The sequence below is a fragment of the Pseudonocardia wallangbongensis genome (assembly GCF_054486945.1).
In genome coordinates this window covers 38,834-57,915 of the sequence record NZ_JBRERS010000008.1, presented here as the reverse complement: position 1 = coordinate 57,915, position 19,082 = coordinate 38,834, and the positions used below count along the sequence as shown (strand labels likewise).

General features: G+C 74.1%; 20 protein-coding genes. 12 read left to right on the top strand and 8 right to left on the bottom strand.

The window, feature by feature from the left end; genetic code table 11:
* Positions 1–98: 98 nt before the first annotated feature.
* Entirely contained in the window at positions 99–1,286 is a 1,188-nt protein-coding gene (locus ACU436_RS26700) for an MFS transporter (RefSeq protein WP_459029704.1), read from the top strand.
* Positions 1,287–1,450: 164 nt separating this feature from the next.
* Positions 1,451–1,894, top strand: a complete 444-nt coding sequence (locus ACU436_RS26695; RefSeq protein ID WP_459029703.1) for a hypothetical protein — start codon at positions 1,451–1,453, stop codon at positions 1,892–1,894.
* 74 nt (positions 1,895–1,968) lie between these two features.
* On the opposite strand, the gene ACU436_RS26690 is transcribed toward ACU436_RS26695, so the two are convergent.
* Positions 1,969–2,313 (bottom strand): DUF6223 family protein, encoded by a 345-nt coding sequence (locus tag ACU436_RS26690; RefSeq protein ID WP_459029702.1) that lies wholly within the window; start codon positions 2,311–2,313, stop codon positions 1,969–1,971.
* Between the two features lie 248 nt (positions 2,314–2,561).
* Here ACU436_RS26690 and ACU436_RS26685 point away from each other — a divergent pair, with 248 nt between their 5' ends.
* Both ACU436_RS26685 and ACU436_RS26680 read left to right on the top strand, forming a co-directional pair.
* Positions 2,562–3,713 (top strand): sensor histidine kinase, encoded by a 1,152-nt coding sequence (locus ACU436_RS26685; RefSeq protein WP_459029701.1) that lies wholly within the window; start codon positions 2,562–2,564, stop codon positions 3,711–3,713.
* An 8-nt stretch (positions 3,714–3,721) separates the two neighbouring features.
* The gene (locus ACU436_RS26680) at positions 3,722–4,399 is read left to right on the top strand and encodes a response regulator (RefSeq protein WP_459029700.1); all 678 of its coding nucleotides are present in this window, start codon (positions 3,722–3,724) and stop codon (positions 4,397–4,399) included.
* Between the two features lie 4 nt (positions 4,400–4,403).
* Here the strand turns inward: ACU436_RS26680 and ACU436_RS26675 are convergent, their stop codons facing one another.
* The 3 genes from ACU436_RS26675 to modA form a co-directional block, all read right to left on the bottom strand.
* Complete coding sequence (locus tag ACU436_RS26675) at positions 4,404–4,895, bottom strand: hypothetical protein (protein WP_459029699.1); 492 nt, start codon at positions 4,893–4,895, stop codon at positions 4,404–4,406.
* Between the two features lie 78 nt (positions 4,896–4,973).
* Entirely contained in the window at positions 4,974–5,525 is a 552-nt protein-coding gene (locus ACU436_RS26670) for a hypothetical protein (protein WP_459029698.1), read from the bottom strand.
* Positions 5,522–6,316, bottom strand: coding sequence for a molybdate ABC transporter substrate-binding protein (gene modA / locus ACU436_RS26665; RefSeq protein ID WP_459029697.1), 795 nt, complete (start codon positions 6,314–6,316; stop codon positions 5,522–5,524). The genes ACU436_RS26670 and modA overlap by 4 nt, the downstream gene beginning before the upstream one ends.
* 165 nt (positions 6,317–6,481) lie before the next feature.
* On the opposite strand from modA, the gene mgrA reads away from it, so the two are divergent.
* Together mgrA and ACU436_RS26655 are read left to right on the top strand one after the other, a co-directional pair.
* The gene (mgrA, locus tag ACU436_RS26660) at positions 6,482–7,525 is read left to right on the top strand and encodes an L-glyceraldehyde 3-phosphate reductase (protein WP_459029696.1); all 1,044 of its coding nucleotides are present in this window, start codon (positions 6,482–6,484) and stop codon (positions 7,523–7,525) included.
* A gap of 158 nt (positions 7,526–7,683) precedes the next feature.
* Positions 7,684–8,760 (top strand): permease, encoded by a 1,077-nt coding sequence (locus ACU436_RS26655; RefSeq protein WP_459029695.1) that lies wholly within the window; start codon positions 7,684–7,686, stop codon positions 8,758–8,760.
* 183 nt (positions 8,761–8,943) lie between these two features.
* Here the strand turns inward: ACU436_RS26655 and ACU436_RS26650 are convergent, their stop codons facing one another.
* On the bottom strand, positions 8,944–9,858 hold the full coding sequence (locus tag ACU436_RS26650; RefSeq protein WP_459029694.1) for an alpha/beta fold hydrolase: 915 nt from the start codon (positions 9,856–9,858) through the stop codon (positions 8,944–8,946).
* Entirely contained in the window at positions 9,855–10,457 is a 603-nt protein-coding gene (locus ACU436_RS26645; RefSeq protein ID WP_459029693.1) for a TetR/AcrR family transcriptional regulator, read from the bottom strand. The genes ACU436_RS26650 and ACU436_RS26645 overlap by 4 nt, the downstream gene beginning before the upstream one ends.
* A gap of 174 nt (positions 10,458–10,631) precedes the next feature.
* On the opposite strand from ACU436_RS26645, the gene ACU436_RS26640 reads away from it, so the two are divergent.
* A complete protein-coding gene (locus ACU436_RS26640; RefSeq protein WP_459029692.1) occupies positions 10,632–11,789 on the top strand; it encodes an acyl-CoA dehydrogenase family protein in 1,158 nt (385 codons plus the stop codon).
* Here the strand turns inward: ACU436_RS26640 and ACU436_RS26635 are convergent.
* Complete coding sequence (locus ACU436_RS26635) at positions 11,784–12,614, bottom strand: helix-turn-helix domain-containing protein (RefSeq protein WP_459029691.1); 831 nt, start codon at positions 12,612–12,614, stop codon at positions 11,784–11,786. The two genes, ACU436_RS26640 and ACU436_RS26635, sit on opposite strands and share 6 nt — an antisense overlap.
* Positions 12,615–12,725: 111 nt before the next feature.
* On the opposite strand from ACU436_RS26635, the gene ACU436_RS26630 reads away from it, so the two are divergent.
* Together ACU436_RS26630 and ACU436_RS26625 are read left to right on the top strand one after the other, a co-directional pair.
* Positions 12,726–13,901 carry a CynX/NimT family MFS transporter gene (locus tag ACU436_RS26630; protein WP_459029690.1) on the top strand — a complete coding sequence of 392 codons (1,176 nt, stop codon included), beginning with the start codon at positions 12,726–12,728 and terminating at the stop codon, positions 13,899–13,901.
* 6 nt (positions 13,902–13,907) lie between these two features.
* Positions 13,908–14,738, top strand: coding sequence for a sugar nucleotide-binding protein (locus ACU436_RS26625; protein ID WP_459029689.1), 831 nt, complete (start codon positions 13,908–13,910; stop codon positions 14,736–14,738).
* Positions 14,739–14,883: 145 nt separating this feature from the next.
* Here ACU436_RS26625 and ACU436_RS26620 read toward each other — a convergent pair whose 3' ends face one another.
* On the bottom strand, positions 14,884–15,099 hold the full coding sequence (locus tag ACU436_RS26620; RefSeq protein ID WP_459029688.1) for a hypothetical protein: 216 nt from the start codon (positions 15,097–15,099) through the stop codon (positions 14,884–14,886).
* A 386-nt stretch (positions 15,100–15,485) separates the two neighbouring features.
* Here ACU436_RS26620 and ACU436_RS26615 point away from each other — a divergent pair, with 386 nt between their 5' ends.
* The 3 genes from ACU436_RS26615 to ACU436_RS26605 are packed head-to-tail and all read left to right on the top strand — an operon-like array spanning position 15,486 to position 18,888.
* On the top strand, positions 15,486–16,619 hold the full coding sequence (locus tag ACU436_RS26615) for an NAD(P)/FAD-dependent oxidoreductase (protein WP_459029687.1): 1,134 nt from the start codon (positions 15,486–15,488) through the stop codon (positions 16,617–16,619).
* 51 nt (positions 16,620–16,670) lie between these two features.
* Entirely contained in the window at positions 16,671–17,798 is a 1,128-nt protein-coding gene (gene pcaB, locus ACU436_RS26610) for a 3-carboxy-cis,cis-muconate cycloisomerase (protein ID WP_459029686.1), read from the top strand.
* A 34-nt stretch (positions 17,799–17,832) separates the two neighbouring features.
* Positions 17,833–18,888, top strand: a complete 1,056-nt coding sequence (locus ACU436_RS26605; protein WP_459029685.1) for a winged helix DNA-binding domain-containing protein — start codon at positions 17,833–17,835, stop codon at positions 18,886–18,888.
* Positions 18,889–19,082 lie beyond the last annotated feature (194 nt).

Genomic DNA, 19,082 nt, shown 5'->3' with positions numbered 1-19,082 from the left:
TTTCACCGTGGCACTCATCACACTGCCTCTCAAGCGGTGGGGACGGAACCGACCGAGGTCCCCCCGACCGTGTCCGTCGGCGCGCGGAAGGAGACGCCATGACGGCTCGCGACGAGGTCTCTCCCGCGCTGATGCTGACCCTGGCCACCGCGGGGTTCGCGGTGACGTTCTGGGCGTGGGCGCTGCTCTCCCCGCTGGGCGCGAGCCTGCGCGAGGAGCTGGCCCTCACCTCGTTCGAGCAGTCGCTGCTGGTGGCGGTGCCGGTGATCGTCGGTTCGCTGGGTCGGATCCCGGTCGGGGCACTCACCGACCGGCTCGGGGCGCGGCGCATGTTCCCGACCGTCGCCCTGCTCACCGTGTTGCCGGTGCTCTACCTCGGACACTTCGCCGACTCGCTGGCCGCCTACCTCGTCGGCGGCTTCTTCCTCGGCCTCGGCGGCACGACGTTCGCGATCGGGGTTCCGTTCGTCAACTCGTGGTACCCGCCCGCCCGCCGCGGCCTCGCCCTGGGCGTGTTCGGCGCCGGGATGGGCGGCACCGCGATCTCGGCGTTCTCCACGGTGCAACTGGCGGCCGCGTTCGGACCCAGCTTCCCGTTCGACCTGGTCGCGGTCGTGCTCGTGGTCTTCGCGGCGGTCGGCTACCTGCTGCTGCGCGACCGCCCCGACCGGCCGCTCCCCACCGAATCGATGGGCGCGCAGCTCGGCGCAGCACTGCGGATGCCGGTGGCGCTGCAGCTCGCCTTCCTCTACGCCGTGGCCTTCGGGGGGTTCGTCGCGTTCAGCGTCTACCTGCCCTCCTACCTCGGCACGGCGTACGGCCTGGAGCGTGGCGACGCGGCACTGCGCACCGCGGGTTTCGTCCTGCTGGCGGTCGCGATGCGGCCGCTCGGCGGCTGGCTCTGCGACCGCTTCCCACCGGTGCCGGTCCTCACGAGCGCGTTCGGGGCGGTGTGCCTGCTCGCCGTCCTCGCCTCGTTCGAGCTGCCCCTCCTCCCGCTGGGGACGATCGTGTTCCTCGGGCTCGCCGCGGCACTGGGCGTCGGGACCGGCGCGGTCTTCGCGGTCGTCGCCCGGCTGGTCGAGCCCGCGCGCGTCGGTGCCGTGACCGGCCTCGTCGGCGCGGCGGGCGGGCTGGGCGGGTTCTTCCCGCCGCTGGTGATGGGGCTGGTCTACGGGGTGCTCGGCGACTACTCGCTCGGGTTCGTGCTGCTGGCGCTCACCGCCGCCGTCGCCGGTGCGCTCACCGTGACGGTGCTGCGCAGGCGCGTCGTCGCGGCCGCGTAGCGCTCGGTCATGAGTGTCAGGTCCCGGCCGGCGTGCGGCCGGACAACCGCATGCGCTGATCAAGCGTCGCCGTCGCGGGACGAGAGCCGCTTTCGCCGGGGCCTGGGACCTGCCACCGTTGGGGCGGGGCGTGCGGGCGCCGTCCCGCCCAGGAGGTGATCCGGATGCACAGCGACGGACGGCTCTTGGTGGCCGCGGTGCTGATCCTGGTCGTCGGGGCCGCGGTCCTCGGCTTCGCCGTGCACGATCGGCACGTCGAGCGCGCGGAGGCCGGGGGCGCGGCGCTGTGGCCGACGAGCGCGGTGCTGGTCGAGGAATCCGGGCGGAGCGGCCTGTACGGCGCATGGCTCCCGGTGCAGGTCGACGCGCGGTGGACCGACCGGGCGGGCATCCGGCACACCGGGGCGGTCACCGTCGACGTGCCGGTCGCCGCCGGCGCCGTCGTGGAGATCTGGATCGACGCCGGCGGCGGGGTCGTGGAGCCGCCCGTGCCGCCCAGGAACGCCGGGCTCGCCGGAGTCGCGGCGGCCTGCGCGGTGCTCGCCCTCGGCGGCTCGCTCCTGTACGCGCTGGCGTACGCGGCGCGGTCGCTCACCGACCGGCGGTGACGCAGGCCCGCGGCGGGCGAACCCGAGCTCGTACAGGATCCGCCGTTCCGCGCCGCCCGGGAACTACCGCGGGCTCACGACCGCCCTGCGTGCAGCGATCGGCGGGAGCGGGCCAGTGCCAGCGCGCCGAGGAGCGTGCCGACCAGCCCCAGCGCAACCGCCGCGACCGCTCCGGCCAGCCCGTTCCCGGTCCCCAGCCCACCGGCGGCGTTGGCCCCGTGTAGCCCACCGACGACCACGCCGAGGAGCCCCAGCACCAGGGACACGCCGGCGAGGCGCCCGTTCCGGCGGCGGAGGGCCACCCCGGCGAGGACCACGGCGGCCAGCCCCACGACGGCGGCGGTGGTGGGCACGGCCCGCCCGACCCCGAGCTCGTAGCCGGCGGCCATCGGTGCGGCGAGCAGGTACAGGGTGGACATCGCGGGTCCCTTCGGTCGGTGCCCCCGCAGCGGTGGCTGCGGGCGTCGGCCCCGATCGTGGGAGCCGAGCGGGGCGCGCGCGTCGGGCCGCGGTGGTGTTTCCCGGCTGATGCCGTCGGCGTACGGTCAGCCGCCGGTGGTAGGCGGCCTCGACCGGTGCGGTAGCTCGGGCGTACCGCGACGGGTCGATGCGCCGCCGTACCCGGTCGGCGCACCATGGTCGCGAGGGCGGGAGGCTGATCGGCATCATGCGGGTGGCGGCGTACCGCGGCGCCGCGTCGCCGGTCGTGTTCGACGCGTGTCTCGGCGCCTGTGTGGCGGTCGCGGTCCTCGTCGCCGCGGTCGTCGAGGCCGGCCGGGTGGACGCCGGATCGGTCGTGCTGGCGGCGGCCACGGGGACCGCGGTCGCCCTGCGTCGCCGCTACCCGGTCTCGGCGTTGGTCGTGCTCAACCTGCTGAGCCTGGCCTGGTTCGCCCTCGCACAGCCCGGGCGGCTGATCGTGCTCGCGCCGCTGATCGGCTGCTACACCCTCGCGGCGGAGCGCGGCTGGCGGTGGGGTCTCGGGGGTGCCGCGCCCACCGCGCTGGTCGAGATCCTCGCGATCCGGGTGGTGCTCGGCGACACCGAGACCGTCGGCGTCGTCCCCGTCGTCGCGCTGCTGGCGGCCACCGCGGGCAGCGCGGGCGCGGCCGTCGGCTACTACCGGGCGGTGCTCGCGGCCACCCGGGCCCAGCTGGCCCGGGAGACCCAGAACCGCGAGGAGCGGGCGCGCCGGCTGGCCGCCGAGGAGCGGTTGCGCATCGCGCGCGAGCTGCACGACGTCGTCGGGCACGCCATGGCCACCATTAGCGTGCAGGCCGGGGTCGGCCTGCACGTCATCGAGCAACGCCCCGGGCAGGCCCGCGAGGCCCTGACCGCGATCAAGCGGATCTCCGACGACGGCCTCACCGACGTCAAGACGATCCTCGGCATCCTGCGCGCCGACGCCCCGGCGGGAGAGGACCCGCGGGCCCCGCGCAGCGGGCTCGACCGGCTCACCGACCTGATCGACACCGCCGAGGCCGGGGGGCTGCGGGTCGAGCTGGACGTCGCGGGCGACCCGCGACCGCTGCCCGCCCCGGTCGACCTCGCCGCCTACCGCATCGTCCAGGAAGCGCTGACCAACGTGCTGCGGCATGCCGGCGCGCACCACGTCCGGCTGACGCTGGAGCACGGGCCGTCCCGGCTGCTGATCCGGATCCGCGACGACGGGGCCGCCACCGGCGCGGACACCGGGGGTGGGCACGGCATCGACGGGATGCGCGAACGCGCCCACGCGCTGTCCGGTCGGTTCACCGCCGCCCCGCACGCGGAAGGCGGCTTCGAGGTGTGCGCCGAGCTGCCGCTCCCCCCGCGATGATGTCCACCATGCGTCCCATCCGTGTGCTCATCGCCGACGACGAGGCGCTCGTGCGCGGCGGCTTCCGGGTGCTCATCGAGACCGAGCCCGGCATGGACGTGGTCGGTGAGGCCGCCGACGGGGCAACCGCCGTGGAGCTGACCCGCCGGACCCGCCCCGACGTGGTGCTGATGGACATCAGGATGCCCGCCGTCGACGGGCTGCGCGCCACCCGCGAGATCGCCGCCGACCCGGACCTCGGCGGCGTCCACGTGCTCATCCTGACCACCTTCGACCACGACGAGTACGTCATCGAGGCGCTGGGTGCCGGAGCCGCGGGCTTTCTGATCAAGAACACCGAACCCGTTCAGCTGCTGCACGGGATCCGCGTCGTCGCGGGCGGCGAGGCGCTCCTGTCGCCGGGCCTGACCCGTCGGCTGATCGCCCGGCTCACCGACGCTTCCGCCGGCCCGCGGCTGAACCCGCTCGCACTGGACCAGCTCACCGCCCGCGAGAAGGAGATCGTCGGGCTGGTCGCGCACGGGCTGAGCAACTCCGACATCGCCACGGCCCTCACGATCAGCCACGCCACCGCGAAGACCCACGTCAGCCGCGCGATGGCCAAGCTGGGCGCCCGCGACCGCGCCCAGCTGGTGGCCCTCGCCTACCGGCACCACCTCGTCGAACAGCCGGACCGGGAGGCGTGAGCCGTCAGCCGGTGCCGCCGAAGTGGCGGCGCGCGTCCTGCTCGGAGATGCCCAGCCCGCCGGCGATCTGCGCCCAGGACGCCCCGGTGACACGGGCGTGGCTGACGGCCAGGGCCAGCAGCTCGCCGCTACGGTGCTGCACCCTGCACAGTTCGGCGATCATGGCCACGGGGCTCTCCACCGTCATCGCGTCGAGCCGGGTGAGCATCGAGCTCACGGCGTGGGCGACCGCGGGCTGGCGGGCCGTCGTGAGCAGGTAGCGGGCGTGCAGCTGCTCCCACTCGTCCACCGCGGCCCGCTCGCCCGCATCCGTGGGCGGGTGCTCGCCGGGCCCGAGCCACGACATCGCGCCGGTCGGCCCCGAACAGGAGCAGGCCGCCACGTAGGCGACGAACTCGGTCACCTCGACCGTGCCCGGCTCGATCACCGAGCCGTCCTCCAGCTTCCACGCGCCGAAGCCCTCATGGCCGCCCAACCGGCCGAGGTACCTGCCCATCGCTGCCTCCATGCTCGGACACGGCCGATCCCCGGCTGCCAGCATCCGACTCCGCATCTGCGGAGGCAACCCCGTCAATCAATCCGAGGAATCGGAACGGATCACGCGGAGCTCGATGACGTCGCTGACGTACCGGCCGCCCTTGACGTCACCGGGCACCACGAGCCGCGGCCGTGGCAGGGCCGCGCCGTCCTCGGCGGTGGCCAGGAGGATGCCGCGGTTGCCGAACTCGGGCGAGATCTCGCCGTAGGACACCAGCGCCGCGTACCCGTCGGACCCGATCGCGAGCACGCCGAACGCCAGCTCGTCGTGCTTGGCGTCCGTGGTGGCCAGCGCCTCGATCGGCAGCAGGTCGGCGAGCAGCACCCCCTGCTCGGTGTGGCTCTGCGGCCCCGACCCGCTGCCGTACTGGACGGTCACGGTCTGCTGCGGCAGCCCCGCGAGCTCGTCGACCCGCAGGTCACGTGGCTCGCGGACGTCGCCGGCCAGCCGGACCACCCCGGCCGCCGGTTGCTCCTGCACCGGCGGGGGAGCCGGCGCGACGGTGGCGGCGGTCCCGCAGCCACCCACGAGCAGCGCACCGAGCAGGAGTCCGGCGAGCCGCGCGAGCCGCGGCGTTCCGCTCGTCACGGGGTGCCGAACCCGGCGTCCTCCAGCGACTTCTTCCCGAACTCGCCGGTCACGAGCTCGAGGAACGAGCGGGCGAGGTCGGGCTGGGGCGCGTTCGCCAGCGCGGTGATCGGGTAGTTGTTGACCGCCTGGTCGGCCTCGGGGAAGTCGACACCCTCCACCGAGTCGCCGGCCGAGCGCACGTCGGTGACGTAGACCAGTCCGGCGTCGGCGTTGCCGGTGGACACCTTCCCGAGCACCGACTTCACGTCCGACTCCTCGCTCACCGGCGTCAACGTCACACCGGTCGCCTTCTCGACCTTCTCCGTGGCCGACCCGCACGGCACCTGCGGCGCGCACACCACCACCGTGACGTCCGGCCGGGCCAGGTCGGCGAACGTGGCGACCCCCTTCGGGTTCCCCGGCGGGGTCGCGATCTGCAGCACGTTGGTGGCGAACAGGGTGGGCTCGCCGGCCGCCTGGCCGGCGTCGGTGACCGTCTTCATCGTCGACTCGTTCGCCGACGCGAACACGTCCGCCGGGGCTCCGTTGACGATCTGCTGGGCGAGGTCCGAGGAGCCGGCGAAGTTCAGCCGCACCTCCACGCCCGGGTTGTCGGTCTCGAACCGGGCCTTCAACTCGGTGAACACGTCGGTCAGCGACGCCGCCGCGAACACGTTCAACGCCCGCGCCTCCGGCGCCGCCGCCCCTGCGGCCGGGTCGCCCGCCGGCTCACCGCCACCGCCGCCGCACCCGGCCAGCACCGCCACCATCACGGCGGCGAACAGAACATGCAGTCGGGTCCTCACCATCAACCTCCCTCACGACACACACCTCCGGTCCGCATCCGCGGAGAGGCCGAAGCGATCTTTCCGCATCCACGTATCCCGGTCAGGCATCGTCACGCAATCGCAACCAGGTGGCCGAGCCCGGGCAGGCGTCGCGTCGCCGTGTGGGGAGGGGACGATGATGTGCTCATGACCTACGTCGCCGACCCCGCGCGGTACGACCCCGATGGCTCCGGACGCCCGACCTTCCGCCGGTGCGGTCGCAGCGGGCTCGACCTGCCCGCGATCTCGCTCGGGTTGTGGCACAACTTCGGCGACGACAAGCCGATCGAGACGCAGCGGGCGATCCTGCGGCGCGCGTTCGACTCCGGCGTCACGCACTTCGACCTCGCCAACAACTACGGGCCGCCCTACGGCAGCGCCGAGAAGAACTTCGGCACGATCTTCGCCCAGGACTTCCGCCCGTACCGCGACGAGCTGATCCTGTCGACGAAGGCGGGCTACGACATGTGGCCCGGTCCCTACGGCCAGGGCGGTGGCTCCCGGAAGTACCTGCTCGCGAGCCTCGACCAGTCGCTCGCCCGGATGGGCGTCGACTACGTCGACATCTTCTACAGCCACCGCTTCGACCCGAGCACCCCGCTCGAGGAGACGATGGGGGCGCTCGACACGGCCGTCCGTTCCGGGAAGGCGCTGTACGCCGGCATCTCCTCCTACAGCGGTGAGCGCACCCGCGAGGCCGCGGCCATCCTGCGGGAGCTGGGCACACCCCTGCTGATCCACCAGCCGTCGTACTCGATGCTCAACCGCTGGATCGAGGAGGACCTGCTCGACGCTCTCGGCGAGACCGGCGTGGGCTGCATCGCCTTCTCCCCGCTCGCCCAGGGAATGCTCACCAGCAGGTACCTCGACGGCGTACCGGCGGACTCCCGCGCGGCGCAGGGCAAGTCGCTCTCGCCCGACCTGATCAGCGGCAGGGCCTTGGAACACATCCGTGCGCTGAACGGGATCGCGCGGTCCCGCGGCCAGTCCCTCGCCCAGATGGCCATCGCCTGGACCCTGCGCGACCAACGCGTGACTTCGGCACTGGTCGGCGCCAGCAGCGTCTCGCAGCTCGACGACAGCCTCGGCGCGCTCGCCAACCTGGAGTTCAGCGCCGCGGAGCTGGAGGAGATCGAGCCGCACGCCGTGGACGGCGGCATCAACCTGTGGGCGCGCTCGGCGGAGCGCTGACGCGCGGCGGCTGCGTCGCGTTCCGCGGAACGCGGTGGATGGCCCCCGGACCGCGTTCCACGTGACGCACGGCTCACGGCGGGGAGGCGGCGCCGGGTTACCGTCCTGGACGACAGACGATGATGTTCTTGAGGCCGGTAACCGGAGCGAGTTCCTCGATGCATGACGCCGCAGAGCGCAGGTTCTGGTTCGGCCGTCCCCAGGTCACGTTCGCGATCGTGGTCGTCGGCGTGGCGGCGGTGTTGTTGCTGTGGGCGAAGTGGCTTCCGTACGGGCAGCGCATCGGGACCCTGGCGACGGAGCGGGTGTGGTCGGGATCCGACATCCTGTCGGTTGGGGGAGTCCGGCCGGGGGATCCGCCGTCGTGGCAGGCGGCGGTGTCGTTCACCGCGGCGTACGCGGATGCCGTCTGGAAGGCGCTCGTGGCGGCGGTGCTCATCAGCGCCCTGATCCAGGCGCTGGTCCCGCGGGGGTGGTGGGCCGGCACCCTCAACCGGCGGCACCGGGTGTCGAGCGCGGCCGTCGGTGGGCTGGTGAGCACGCCGTCGATGATGTGCACGTGTTGCACGGCGCCGGTCGTCGTCGGGTTGCGGCGCGAGGGCGTGGGGACCGCGGCGGCGGTCGCCTACTGGCTGGGCAACCCGCTGCTGAACCCGGCGGTGCTGGTGTTCCTGCTGCTCGTCGCCCCGTGGCAGTGGGCGGCGACCCGGCTGGTCGTCGGTGCGCTCGTCGTGGTCGTCGGGGCTGCGGTCGTGGCGCGCGTGGTGGAAGGCCGACGGGCCCCGGCGGTGTCCTCCGTCGTTCCGACGGAGGTGGAGCGGGCCGACCGGGCATGGGTTGCCGGGGCGCCGCGGCGGCTGTTCCGCGCGCTCGTGCGGCTGGTCGTCGTCCTCGTGCCGGAGTACGTCGTCATCGTGATGGTCGTCGGGGCGTTCCGGGGATGGCTGTTCCCGATCGACGCCGGGGCGGGCGTCGCGGTGGTCCTCCTCGCGGCAGTGGTGGGCGCGGTCATCGTGATCCCGACCGCAGGTGAGATACCCATCCTGACCGGGCTCGTGCTGGCCGGGGTGGCGGCCGGCCCGATCGGCGCCCTGCTCCTGACGCTGCCCGCGGCCAGCCTCCCGGGCGCCGTCATGGTGGGCCGGTCGCTGGGGTGGCGGACCACGCTGGCCACGGGTGTCGTGGTGGTGCTGGGCGGTGTGCTCGGCGCGGTGGTCCTCGAGCTCCTCGGCTGAGCGGCCGTCCGGACGATTTCGGGCCTTTCCTGCCATCTGGCCGCCTGCTTGCGGAGCGAATCCCGGCGTGACGACGATGCCGTTTGTCCCGACGAAGGAGAACTGCATGCCCGACGGCGAGTACCTCTGGTACGTCCCCAACACCGTCGAGGTGGGACGCGAGCGTGCCTCACCGTGCAGGTCTCACCGTCCGGCCGTCGGGCCCGGACCGGCGATGCCGACGATCGCGTCGGTGATCTCGCCCCAGAGTTCGCGGGGCAAGCCGTGACCCATCCCCGGAAATGTGCGCAGCCGCGCTCCGGGGATGGCTTTGGCGGTGGCCCGGCCCGCGACGGGCCGGCACACGGGGTCGCTCCCGCCGTGAACGACGAGCGTCGGTGAGGTCACCGCCGCGAGCTGCGCACGGCGGTCGCCACCGGCGGCGACCGCCGCGGTCTGGCGGCGGATCGCCGCGGGGGAGGCGCGCCCGGGAAAGCTTTCGACGGCGAGCGCGCGCAGGCGCTCGGTATCGGTGGGACAGCCGGGGGAGCCGACGATCGCGTCGAGGGCGATCAGCTGCTGTGCGAGCGACGCCGCATCGGGAACCGGGGCCCCGAGGGCTTTGACCATCCGCAGCACGGTGCCGGGACGGGGCATCCCGATACGCGGTGCCGGGCCGGCCGCGATGGAGGTCAGCGAGCGCACGCGGACCGGGTGCCGGGTGGCGACGACCTGCGCGGTTGCCGCGCCGAGGGACATGCCGACGAGGTGGGCCGAGCCCCAGCCGGCGTCGTCGAGGACGCTGACCGCGTCGTCGGCGAGGTCGTCGAGGGTGTAGACGGCCGCGGCCGAGGGACGTAGCCACATCAGCAGGTCGCGCGGCGGCTCGAGGTGGTCGAATCGCGTCGACGCGCCGGTGTCGCGCTGGTCGAATCGGATCACCTCGAACCCGCGGGCGAGGAGCTCGCTGCAGAACTCCGGTCGCCAGTCGAATCGCTGGCCGCCCTGGCCGGCCAGCAGGAGCAGCGGTTCGCCGGCCTCGCCGAGCCGTTCGTAGGCGATCTCGACGTCCTGGTCGCGCCAGCGGCGGCGAGCGATGCCGCTGAGCGTGCGGGTCATGGTGTCCTCCTGGTGGCGAGGTCGAAGGTGGTGCTGAGCTCGCCGGCGTAGAGGTCGAGGTCGAGGTCGGGGTGCGCGGTGAGCTGCAACAGCACCCCGTCGACGGCTTGACCGACCGCGACCGCCATGGGGCGGGTCGCGAAGTCCCGGAACACGCCCTCGGCCTGCCCGCCCGCGAGCAGCGCCTCGATGTCGCGCACCGCGGGGTCGACGATGCTGTCGGAGAAGACGAGCCGTCCGTCCGGTTCCCGGCAGCTGATGGCGATGTCGAGCAGCGCCCGCATGTGTGCGCGGTGGTCGGCGAGGAAGCGGATGCGTTCGGTGATGTAGGCGATCAGCCGCTCGCGAGGGCCGGCGGCGGCGGCGACCTTCGGGCCGACGAGGTCGCGCGCCACGGCGAACACCTCGCCGACCACGGCGGAGATCAGGTCGTCCTTGCCGGCGAAGTGGTAGAGGAGCACGCCCTTGCTGGTGCCGGCGCGCGCGGCGACCAGCGACAGCGAGGCGTTGGTGTAGCCGCGCTCGGCGATGACCTCGATGGCGGCCGCAACCAGCTGCGCCCGGCGCTGTTGCTCGAGGTAAGTGGGCTTTGACCGCACGGTAAGAATTTAGACGGCAAGGTCAAATCTTGGCAAGGATCAGGTGCCGGGTTGGCGATCGTCAAAGTCGGACAGCCGGTCGCGCTCTTCCCATCGGCGACACCACGACGTGTTGGACGGCGGAAGGGCGGGCCCTTACGGTCGCGGAGTCGACACGATGGGGTGAGGCGGAGCATGACCGAGGTGGCCGCGAGCGGCGTGCGCGCCGACGGGGATGAGGCACTGGGTGCGGTTCGCCAGGGGCGAGCGGTGTTCGAGGGGGCGGCGCGGCGCGCCGAGGAGGAGCGGACGCTCCCGGCCGACGTGGTGGAGCTGTTGCGCGGTCAGCGGTTGTTCTGGCTGAAGACCCCGAGCGAGCTCGGTGGCAGCGAGCTGGACCCGGTGGTGTTCTGCGACGTGCTGGAGGAGCTGGCCTACTACGACGCCTCGGCGGCCTGGGCGGCGATGGTGGGCAACGGGACCACCGGGGTGGTGGCCGGGTGGCTCGCGGCGGAGGGCGTCGCCGAGGTGTTCGCCGACACCGGTGCGGGCCTGCCGGTGTGCGCGGGGCAGTTCACGCCGCGCGGTACGGCGGTCCCCGTCGACGGTGGCTACCTGGTCACGGGCCGGTGGAGCTTCTGCAGCGGCATGAACCACGCCGAGTGGCTCGTCGGGGGCTGCCAGGTCGCGGGGCGAGACGGTGTGCTGCTGGCCGCTGTGGTGCCGAAGTCCGAGGCGACGGTGCACGACACGTGGTTCGCGGCCGGGCTGCAGGGCACCGGGAGCGGGGACTTCTCCGTGACCGAGGTGTTCGTCCCCGCCGCGCGGACCGTGGACCTGCTGCGGCCGTCGGCCCTCCGCGGGGGCGACCTGTTCCGGCTCGACCCGCTGCTGTTCGTCTCCAACGAGCTGAGCCCCGTGGTCGTGGGGATCGCCCGCCGCGCCGTGGACGACATGGTGGCGCTGGCGGCCGGGACCGCCCGCGGCGGCGGCGCGTTGAGCGAGCGTGCCGTGTTCCGCAAGAGCCTCAGCCGCGCGGAGTGCCGGCTGCGTGCGGTGCGGCTGCTGTACCGGGCCGCGGTGGCGGAGACGTGGGCGGCGGCGGGCCCCGGCATGGACGCGGCGTTCGTGACGGGCGTGCGGGCGCAGCACACCTTCGTGGTGGAGGAGTGCGCGGACCTGGTCGGTGACATCTTCCGGTACGGCGGCGGCCGCGTGCTGGCATCGAGCCATCCGATGCAGCGGCACCTGCGCAACCTGACCGGGGCCGCCCAGCACGTCTACGTCACCGACGAGAACTACGAGCTGGCCGGCGGGGCCAGGCTCGCCGGCGCGGCCCGGGGTGCGTCATGAGATGGATCGGAGCCGGCTGGCGCCGAGGAGCCGGCCGACGGTTCGGGCCGTCCGCTCGTCCACGGGGAGGAAGACGACGAGTTGCTGGGCGTCCGCGGGCAGTTCGAACGTCTCGCGCTGCAGCTGGAGGTCCTGTCCGTCGGGGTGGTTGAGCCGGAGCGTCCCCCGCCGGGGCACCAGGTGGCGGTTCAGGCGGCGGGTGAAGTCGGGGCCTGCGACGGGGGTGAGCTCCGCGGTGAGCCAGTCGGAGTTCTCGACCGACGGTGCGAGCCACAGGTCGAAGGCCTGCTCGTCCGCGACGTCGTCCCAGTCGGTGAAGAACGTCCGGGCGCGGGGGTCGGTGAAGACGTAGCGGGTGAGGTTCGGAGGGTCGGCGTCGAGCAGCCCGGTTCCGCTGGTGATCGACTCGAAGCCGCGGGTGCGGGCGAGGATGTCGCCGAGCCGGTTGGTCACGATCGCGATCCCCGGTTCGAGGAGGCGGAGCGTCTTCAGAACGGAGGGTCGTACGTGGCGGTGCGGTGGGGTGGGCCGGGCGCGCGCGAAACAGCCGTCACCGGTGATCTTCGCGAGGTAGCGCAGGTGGTCGCGCTCCGAGGGGTCGAGGCCGAGCGCGTCGGCGAGCGCGTTGATGACCGCCGTCGACGGGTTGCGGTCCCGGCCCTGCTCGATTCGGGTCAGGTACTCGACGCTGATACCGGCCAGCGCGGCGAGGTCCAGCCGGCGCAGACCGGGTGACCGCCGGCGGCCGCGGTCCGGCAGCCCCAGGGACTCCGGCTGGATGCTGTCGCGCTTGGCGCGGATGAACTTCCCCAGCGGCTTGCCCATGCCGTGAGCGTATGGGCGCTGCCAGCCGGTCGGCATCGCTCAGGCTGGCCCCGCGGGGGCCACCCTGACGACGGCCTGGTTGCCGCCGTGGTCCGGCCCGATCGTGGGGGCATGGAGAACGGGCACCGGACGGGTCAGGCGCTACTGCTGTGGGGGTTGCTGGTGGTGGCGGCGAACCTCAGGGCGAGCCTGACCGGCGTCGGGCCGCTGCTGGATCGCGTGCAGGCCGAGCTGGGCCTGGCTCCGGCCGTTGCGGGCCTGCTGAACACCGTGCCGTTGCTGGCGTTCGCGGGCCTGTCCCCGATGGTTCCGCGGCTGGCCGCGCGCTGGCGACCCGAACGGCTCCTCGCGGGTGCGCTCGTGGTACTGACGGTCGGGATCGCGGTCCGGTGGGTGCCGACGGCGATCGGCCTGTTCGGGGGGACCGTGCTGATCGGGGCCGGGATCGCCGTGGGCAATGTGCTGCTGCCGAGCCTGATCAAGCGTGATTTCCCCACCAACGTGGGCCTGCTGACCGGCGCGTACGCCACCGTGATGGGTGGTGTCGCCGCGGTGGCGTCCGGTGTGGCGGTGCCGATCAGCCAGGTCGCCCCCGGCGGTTGGCGGACCGCGTGGGGTTGCTGGATCGTGCTCGCACTGGTGGCTGTCGTGCTGTGGCTCCCGCAGCTGCGGAACCCGCGGCCGTCCTCGGAGGGGATCCGCCGGCACCGGTTGCCGTGGGGATCGGCGCTGGCGTGGGCGGTCACGGCGTTCATGGGACTGCAGTCGCTGGGCTTCTACGTCGTCATCACGTGGCTGCCCCAGGTGTTCCAGGACAGCGGAGTGAGCGCGGTCGCGGCGGGGTGGCTGCTGTTCCTGTTCCAGGCAGTCGCCGTGCTGACCGGCCTGGCCGTGCCCGCCGCACTGCGGTGGGCACGTGACCAACGAGTGCTGGCGACGCTCAGCTCGGCGGTCCTGCTCGCCGGCTACGCCGGACTGCTGGTGGCGCCGGGATGGGCGCTCCTGTGGAGCGTCGTCCTCGGGCTGGGCGGCGGAGCCTGCCTGGTGCTCGCACTGGCCTTCCTCGGCCTGCGCGCCGACGACGCAACCGCGGCGGGCGCGTTGTCGGCGATGGCGCAGTCGATCGGGTACCTGCTCGCCGCCGCCGGACCGGTGATCTTCGGGCTGCTGCACACCGTCAGCTCCGGCTGGCGTGCACCGATCCTCCTGATGTGCGTTGCGGCGGCCGCTCAGGTGGTCGTCGCGGTGACGGCGGGCCGGGGGACCCTGCGGCCGGCTGTAGCGTGACCGGCGATGACAGTCCTCGTCGTTGGTGGCAGCGGATTCCTCGGCGGGGAGGTTGCCCGGCAGGCGATGGCTGCCGGAGGTCAGGTCGCAGCGACGTACCTGACGCGACCGACCGGGGTGCGTGGCGCGGTGTGGCACAAGGTGGATGTCCGGGACCACCAGCAGGTTGCCGACCTGGCGATTGCGTCCAGGCCGAACGTGGTGATCAACGCCGCCTATCGGAAGGCCGACTGGGCCAGCACCGCCGACGGCGCCGTGCACGTCGCCCTCGCCGCGGCCTCGGTGGCTGCGCGACTCGTTCACGTCTCCAGTGACGCGGTGTTCTCCGGTGCCGCGATCCGCTACGACGAGACGTCGAGACCCGACCCGACCACTCCCTACGGCGCTGCCAAGGCCGCAGCCGAGACCGCGATCAAGGCAATCAGCCCATCCGCGGTGATCGCCCGTACCTCCTTGATCATCGGCGACGGGGGCTCCGTCCACGAACGCCGAGTACACGCCCTGGCCGCCGGCCGGACGACGGGAGTGCTGTTCACCGACGATGTGCGCTGCCCCGTCCACGTTGCCGACCTGGCTGCAGCACTTCTGGAACTCGCAGCATCCGACCATGCCGGCATCCACCACATCGCCGGAACCGACGCGGTGAGCCGTCATGAACTGGGCACCCTGATCGCCGGCCGGGACGGCCTCGACGCTGCCGCGTTGCCCGCCGGCCGGCGAGCCGATGCCACCTTGCCCGGTCCGGTCGACGTACGGCTCGACTGCACCATCACCCAGCAACGCCTGCGCACCAAGCTGCGCGGCGCCCGTGAGTTCCTCGGCCGCCACATCGAGTAGACGCTCGATCGAGGGCTGCGCGGCCCGACACCCGAGAACAGCACCTCGACCGGCAACGGCAGCCCGCCGACCCACGTCGCCGCAAGGTGTCTGCGCGCGGTACCGCCGGTCCCGTGGACGCGGGACCGGCGGTACCGGTTGTGGATCAACCGGTGCGCCGCACCGGGTTGATCCGGCGGCCCTGGGCGGCGCGTGCGCGTCCCGAGGAGCCTGCGTGGACGGCTCCGGTCGGGGCGTCCTTGCCCGCGCGGCCGCGGCGGGCCGCTCGGTTGGCCGGCGCCGCGTCGGCGTCGGCCGTGGTCGGTTGCGCAGCGTCGTCGTCGACCGCGCTGAACAGGGACGGGAGCAACGGATCGGTCATGGGGGCCTCCTGCAGGGTGACGGGGCCGGCGCAGCAGAGCCGAGGCGGCGCCCGGATCTGATCCAGGGCCGGCCGGAGTGGCTGGGACGGGAGCGGCGGGGCGGGAAGCCCGGGCCGTGCTTGCCGCGTGGGGCGGCCGTCGCTACAGGCGCATGAGAAGGACGATAGGCCCGTCCGGAGGGGGTCGCCACGGAATTACGGGCACGGCCCAGCATCCCCCGCCGGAAGTCCGCCGAGCAATTCGGCGGCCCAGCTCCACGCTGCGCGTACCGGCCGACGACCCGAGTACGCCCGGTACGAGGGCCGCCGCCCGGCACGCGCAGCGAGAACCTGGATCCACCGACTTACCCAGCGAACTTCCGGCGGGGGACGCTAGCGTCGGCGGCGTGACCAACATCGACACGGTCGTGGTCGGAGGCGGGATCGCGGGCGCCTCGATCGCCTACGAGCTCGCCGCGAGCCGCTCGGTCCTCCTGGCGGAGGCCGAGACCGCGCTCGCCCGGCATTCGACGGCCCGCTCCGCCGCCACGTACATCCCGGGCCACGGCGCGGGGCCGCTGCGCGCGTTGGTCGTGGCGAGCGGCCCCCGGTTCTCCCGCCTCGAGGCCGAGCTGGAGGCGCCGCCGCTGCTGTCGCCGCGCGCGGTGCTGCACGTCGCGTTCGACGCCGACGGTGAGGCGCAGCTGGCCACCGAGCTGGCCGAACAGGCGGGCGAGCCCGGGGCGCCGGTGGCGATCGAGCCCGCCGAGGCGCTGCGGCGCTGCCCGGTGCTGCGGCCGGGCGCCGTGCGCGCGGCGGCCGTGGTGGAGGGCTCGGCGGACATCGACGCGGAGGCCCTGCACCAGGCCTACGTCCGGGGACTGCGCGGGCGCGGCGGGACGGTCCGCACGGGCGCGCCCGTCACCGGGGTGGAGAAGCGCGGCGACGGGTGGCGGGTGCGGGCGGGCGCCGAGGTGATCGACGCCGCCGAGGTCGTCGACGCGGCGGGCGCGTGGGCGGACGTCGTCGCGGGGCTCGCGGGCGTTCCGCGGATCGGGCTCACGCCGTACCGGCGCACGATCGCCGTGGTCCGGGTGCCCGATCCGGCCCGGCTGCACGGGCCGGACGGGGCGAGGCTGCCGATGGTCGTCGACCCGCTCGAGAGCTTCTACTTCAAGCAGGAGGGCGACGGGCTGCTGGTCAGCCCCGCCGACGAGACGCCGGTGGACCCGCACGACGCGCGCCCCGACGAGCTGGACGTCGCCACGGCCCTGGAGCGGGTCGAGGCCGCCACCGGCCTCGGCCTGCGGTCGGTGCGCACGGCGTGGGCCGGGCTGCGGTCGTTCGTGCCCGACCGGCTGCCGGTGGTCGGGGCCTGGCCGGGGCAGCCGGGGTTCTGGTTCTGCGCGGGCCAGGGCGGGTCGGGGATCGAGACGGCGCCGGCGCTCGCGGCGTTCGCGGCGGCGGTGGTGACCGGTGGCCCGATCCCGTCGGACGTCCCGCTCGAACGGGAGGCGTTCGCCCCGACGCGGCGGGCCTGACCGAGGGACCGGCCGCACGCCCGGGTTCGCCGAGGCCGTACGGTCCGCGTCATGACCAGCGCGCTCTTCGACCCGCTGTTCGGGGCCGACCGGGTGGCCGCCCGGCTCGACGACGCCTCGTGGGTCGCGGCGCTCGTCGCCGTCGAGGTGGCGTTGTCGCGGGCCGCGGCCGAACACGGGATCGTCCCCGCCGCCGACGCGGACCGGATCGAGGCGGCCGCCGCCGGGCTCCGGGTCGACCCGGCGGCGCTGGGCCGGGCCGCCGTCGAGGGCGGCAACCCGGTGATCCCGCTGGTGCGGATGCTGCGCGCCGCCGCGGGGGAGGCCGGGGGTTCGGTGCACCCGGGTGCCACCAGCCAGGACGTCATGGACACCGCCGCCGTGCTGCTCGTCGGCTGGGCGGGTGAGGTCGTGCTCGACGACCTGCGTGGCGCCGCCGACGCGGCGGCCGACCTCGCCGGGCGCCACCGGGACACCCCGATGATCGCGCGCACGCTGGGGCAGCAGGCGCTTCCGACGACGTTCGGGCTGGTCGCGGCCGGGTGGTGTGCCGGGCTGGATCGGGCTCGGGCGCGGCTCACGGAGGTGATCGCCGCGTTGCCCGTGCAGGTGGGTGGGCCGGTGGGCACGCTGGCGTCCCTGCACCCGCACGGTCCCGCGGTGGCCGCGTCGCTCGCCCGCGCGTTGCGGCTGGCGGACGCGGCACCGTGGCACACCGAGCGGACCCGGATCGGGGAGCTCGCCGGGGCCCTCGCGGTGGCCGCGGGCGCGTGCGCCAAGCCGGCCACCGACGTGGTGCTGCTCGCCGGGACGGAGCTGGGGGAGGTGTCGGAGGCCGCGCCGGGCGACTCGTCGTCGATGCCGCACAAGCGCAACCCGGTCGCGGCGGTCACGGCCCGCGGGGCCGCGCGCAGGGCGCCCGGCCTCGCCGCCGTCCTGCTCGCGGCGGCCGACCACGAGCACCAGCGGGCGGTCGGGCCGTGGCACGCCGAGTGGCAGACGCTCGGCGAGCTGCTGCGCGCCACGGGGGGAGCCGCCGCCCGGCTGCGGGTCTCCCTGGAGGGGCTCGGGGTGCACCCCGAGCGGATGGCCGCGAACCTCGCGCTCACCTCCGAGGTGAGTGGGCCGCCCGGCCACGCCGGGGATCTGGTCGACCGGCTGCTGGCCCAGCGGCCCTGACCGGACCGTCGGCGCGGGCAGGCAGACTGCGCCCGTGACCGACCGCGTGCTGTCCACCCGCGAGCTCAACCGGGCCGTGCTGGCGCGCCAGCTGCTGCTCGAGCGCGCCGCGCTGGGCCCCGAGCAGGCCCTCGAACGGGTGGCGGGGCTGCAGACGCAGTACGCCCCGTCCGGCTACGTCGGGTTGTGGTCCCGCCTCGAGGGCTTCCGCCGCGAGCTGCTCACGGAGGCGTTGCTCGGCGGCCGCGTCGTGCAGGCCTGGGTGATGCGCTGCACCATCCACATGGTCTCGCCGTCCGACTACTGGCCGTTCACGGAGGCGGTGCGGGAGGCGCGGCGGGAGTGGTGGCGGCGTGCCCACCCGATCTCGGGCTCGGTCGACATGCCGGCGGTCGCGGCGCAGGTCCGCTCGTACCTCGCCGACGGGCCGCTCAAGCAGGCCGAGATCCAGAAGCTGCTGAGCGCGCAGGGGCATCCCCGGGAGGTGTGGCCGGGGGTCCAGCTGTGGGTCGACCTGGTGCGCGTGCCGCCGGCCGGCACCTGGCCCACCCCGCGGGCACACGTGTACGGGCTGGCGGAGCACACCGTGCCGATCCCCGATCCGGCGCCCACGCAGGCGGGCGCCGCGGAGTTCCTCGCCGCCCGCTACCTGCGCGGGTTCGGGCCGGCCTCGGCGGCCGACATCGCCTCGTTCTGCGGGTGGAACATCACCGCCACGCGCGAGGTGCTGGCCCGGATGGCGCTGTGCCGCTACCGCACCGAGACGGGTGGCGAGCTGGTGGACGTGCCGGGGGCGCCGCTGCCGGCCGCCGACACCCCCGCACCCGTGCGGTTCCTCGGCCAGTGGGACGCCAACCTGCTGGTGCACGCGCGGCGCGCCCAGATCCTGCCGGAGGAGCACCGGCCGCGGGTGTTCGCCCGGAACATCCCGCAGTCGGTGCCCACGTTCCTCGTCGACGGGCAGGTGGCCGGCACCTGGCGCTACACCGACGGGGAGGTGCGGTTCGAGCCGTTCCACCGGCTGGACCGCGACGTGGAGCGGGCGGTGGGGGCCGAGGCCGCCCGGCTCGCCGCGTTCCACGTGGGGTGATCGGTCCGGTGGCCGGCGATGGCGCGTAGCTCGGCGAACTGCCGTTCCTGGTCCCGGTCCCGGTAGGCGCCGGGGAACCCGGCGGCGGGATCGCCCGGACGCGCGATCGAGAGTGCGATGACGGCGGCGACGAGGGCGAGGACGATGATCGCGGTGGTCATGGCAGTAATTTTCCGCCCGGCAACATGCTGCCG

Excerpts from the sequence above, each read along its gene's own strand:
- pcaB (WP_459029686.1), top strand. The coding sequence starts at position 16,671 with ATGACCAGCGCGCTCTTCGACCCGCTGTTCGGGGCCGACCGGGTGGCC.
- ACU436_RS26640 (WP_459029692.1), top strand. The coding sequence starts at position 10,632 with ATGACCGAGGTGGCCGCGAGCGGCGTGCGCGCCGACGGGGATGAGGCA.
- ACU436_RS26685 (WP_459029701.1), top strand. The coding sequence starts at position 2,562 with ATGCGGGTGGCGGCGTACCGCGGCGCCGCGTCGCCGGTCGTGTTCGAC.
- ACU436_RS26695 (WP_459029703.1), top strand. The coding sequence starts at position 1,451 with ATGCACAGCGACGGACGGCTCTTGGTGGCCGCGGTGCTGATCCTGGTC.
- ACU436_RS26700 (WP_459029704.1), top strand. The coding sequence starts at position 99 with ATGACGGCTCGCGACGAGGTCTCTCCCGCGCTGATGCTGACCCTGGCC.
- ACU436_RS26650 (WP_459029694.1), bottom strand. The coding sequence starts at position 9,858 with ATGACCCGCACGCTCAGCGGCATCGCTCGCCGCCGCTGGCGCGACCAG.
- ACU436_RS26680 (WP_459029700.1), top strand. The coding sequence starts at position 3,722 with ATGCGTCCCATCCGTGTGCTCATCGCCGACGACGAGGCGCTCGTGCGC.
- ACU436_RS26690 (WP_459029702.1), bottom strand. The coding sequence starts at position 2,313 with ATGTCCACCCTGTACCTGCTCGCCGCACCGATGGCCGCCGGCTACGAG.
- modA (WP_459029697.1), bottom strand. The coding sequence starts at position 6,316 with ATGGTGAGGACCCGACTGCATGTTCTGTTCGCCGCCGTGATGGTGGCG.
- ACU436_RS26620 (WP_459029688.1), bottom strand. The coding sequence starts at position 15,099 with ATGACCGATCCGTTGCTCCCGTCCCTGTTCAGCGCGGTCGACGACGAC.
- ACU436_RS26675 (WP_459029699.1), bottom strand. The coding sequence starts at position 4,895 with ATGGGCAGGTACCTCGGCCGGTTGGGCGGCCATGAGGGCTTCGGCGCG.
- ACU436_RS26655 (WP_459029695.1), top strand. The coding sequence starts at position 7,684 with ATGCATGACGCCGCAGAGCGCAGGTTCTGGTTCGGCCGTCCCCAGGTC.
- ACU436_RS26630 (WP_459029690.1), top strand. The coding sequence starts at position 12,726 with ATGGAGAACGGGCACCGGACGGGTCAGGCGCTACTGCTGTGGGGGTTG.
- ACU436_RS26625 (WP_459029689.1), top strand. The coding sequence starts at position 13,908 with ATGACAGTCCTCGTCGTTGGTGGCAGCGGATTCCTCGGCGGGGAGGTT.
- ACU436_RS26635 (WP_459029691.1), bottom strand. The coding sequence starts at position 12,614 with ATGGGCAAGCCGCTGGGGAAGTTCATCCGCGCCAAGCGCGACAGCATC.
- mgrA (WP_459029696.1), top strand. The coding sequence starts at position 6,482 with ATGACCTACGTCGCCGACCCCGCGCGGTACGACCCCGATGGCTCCGGA.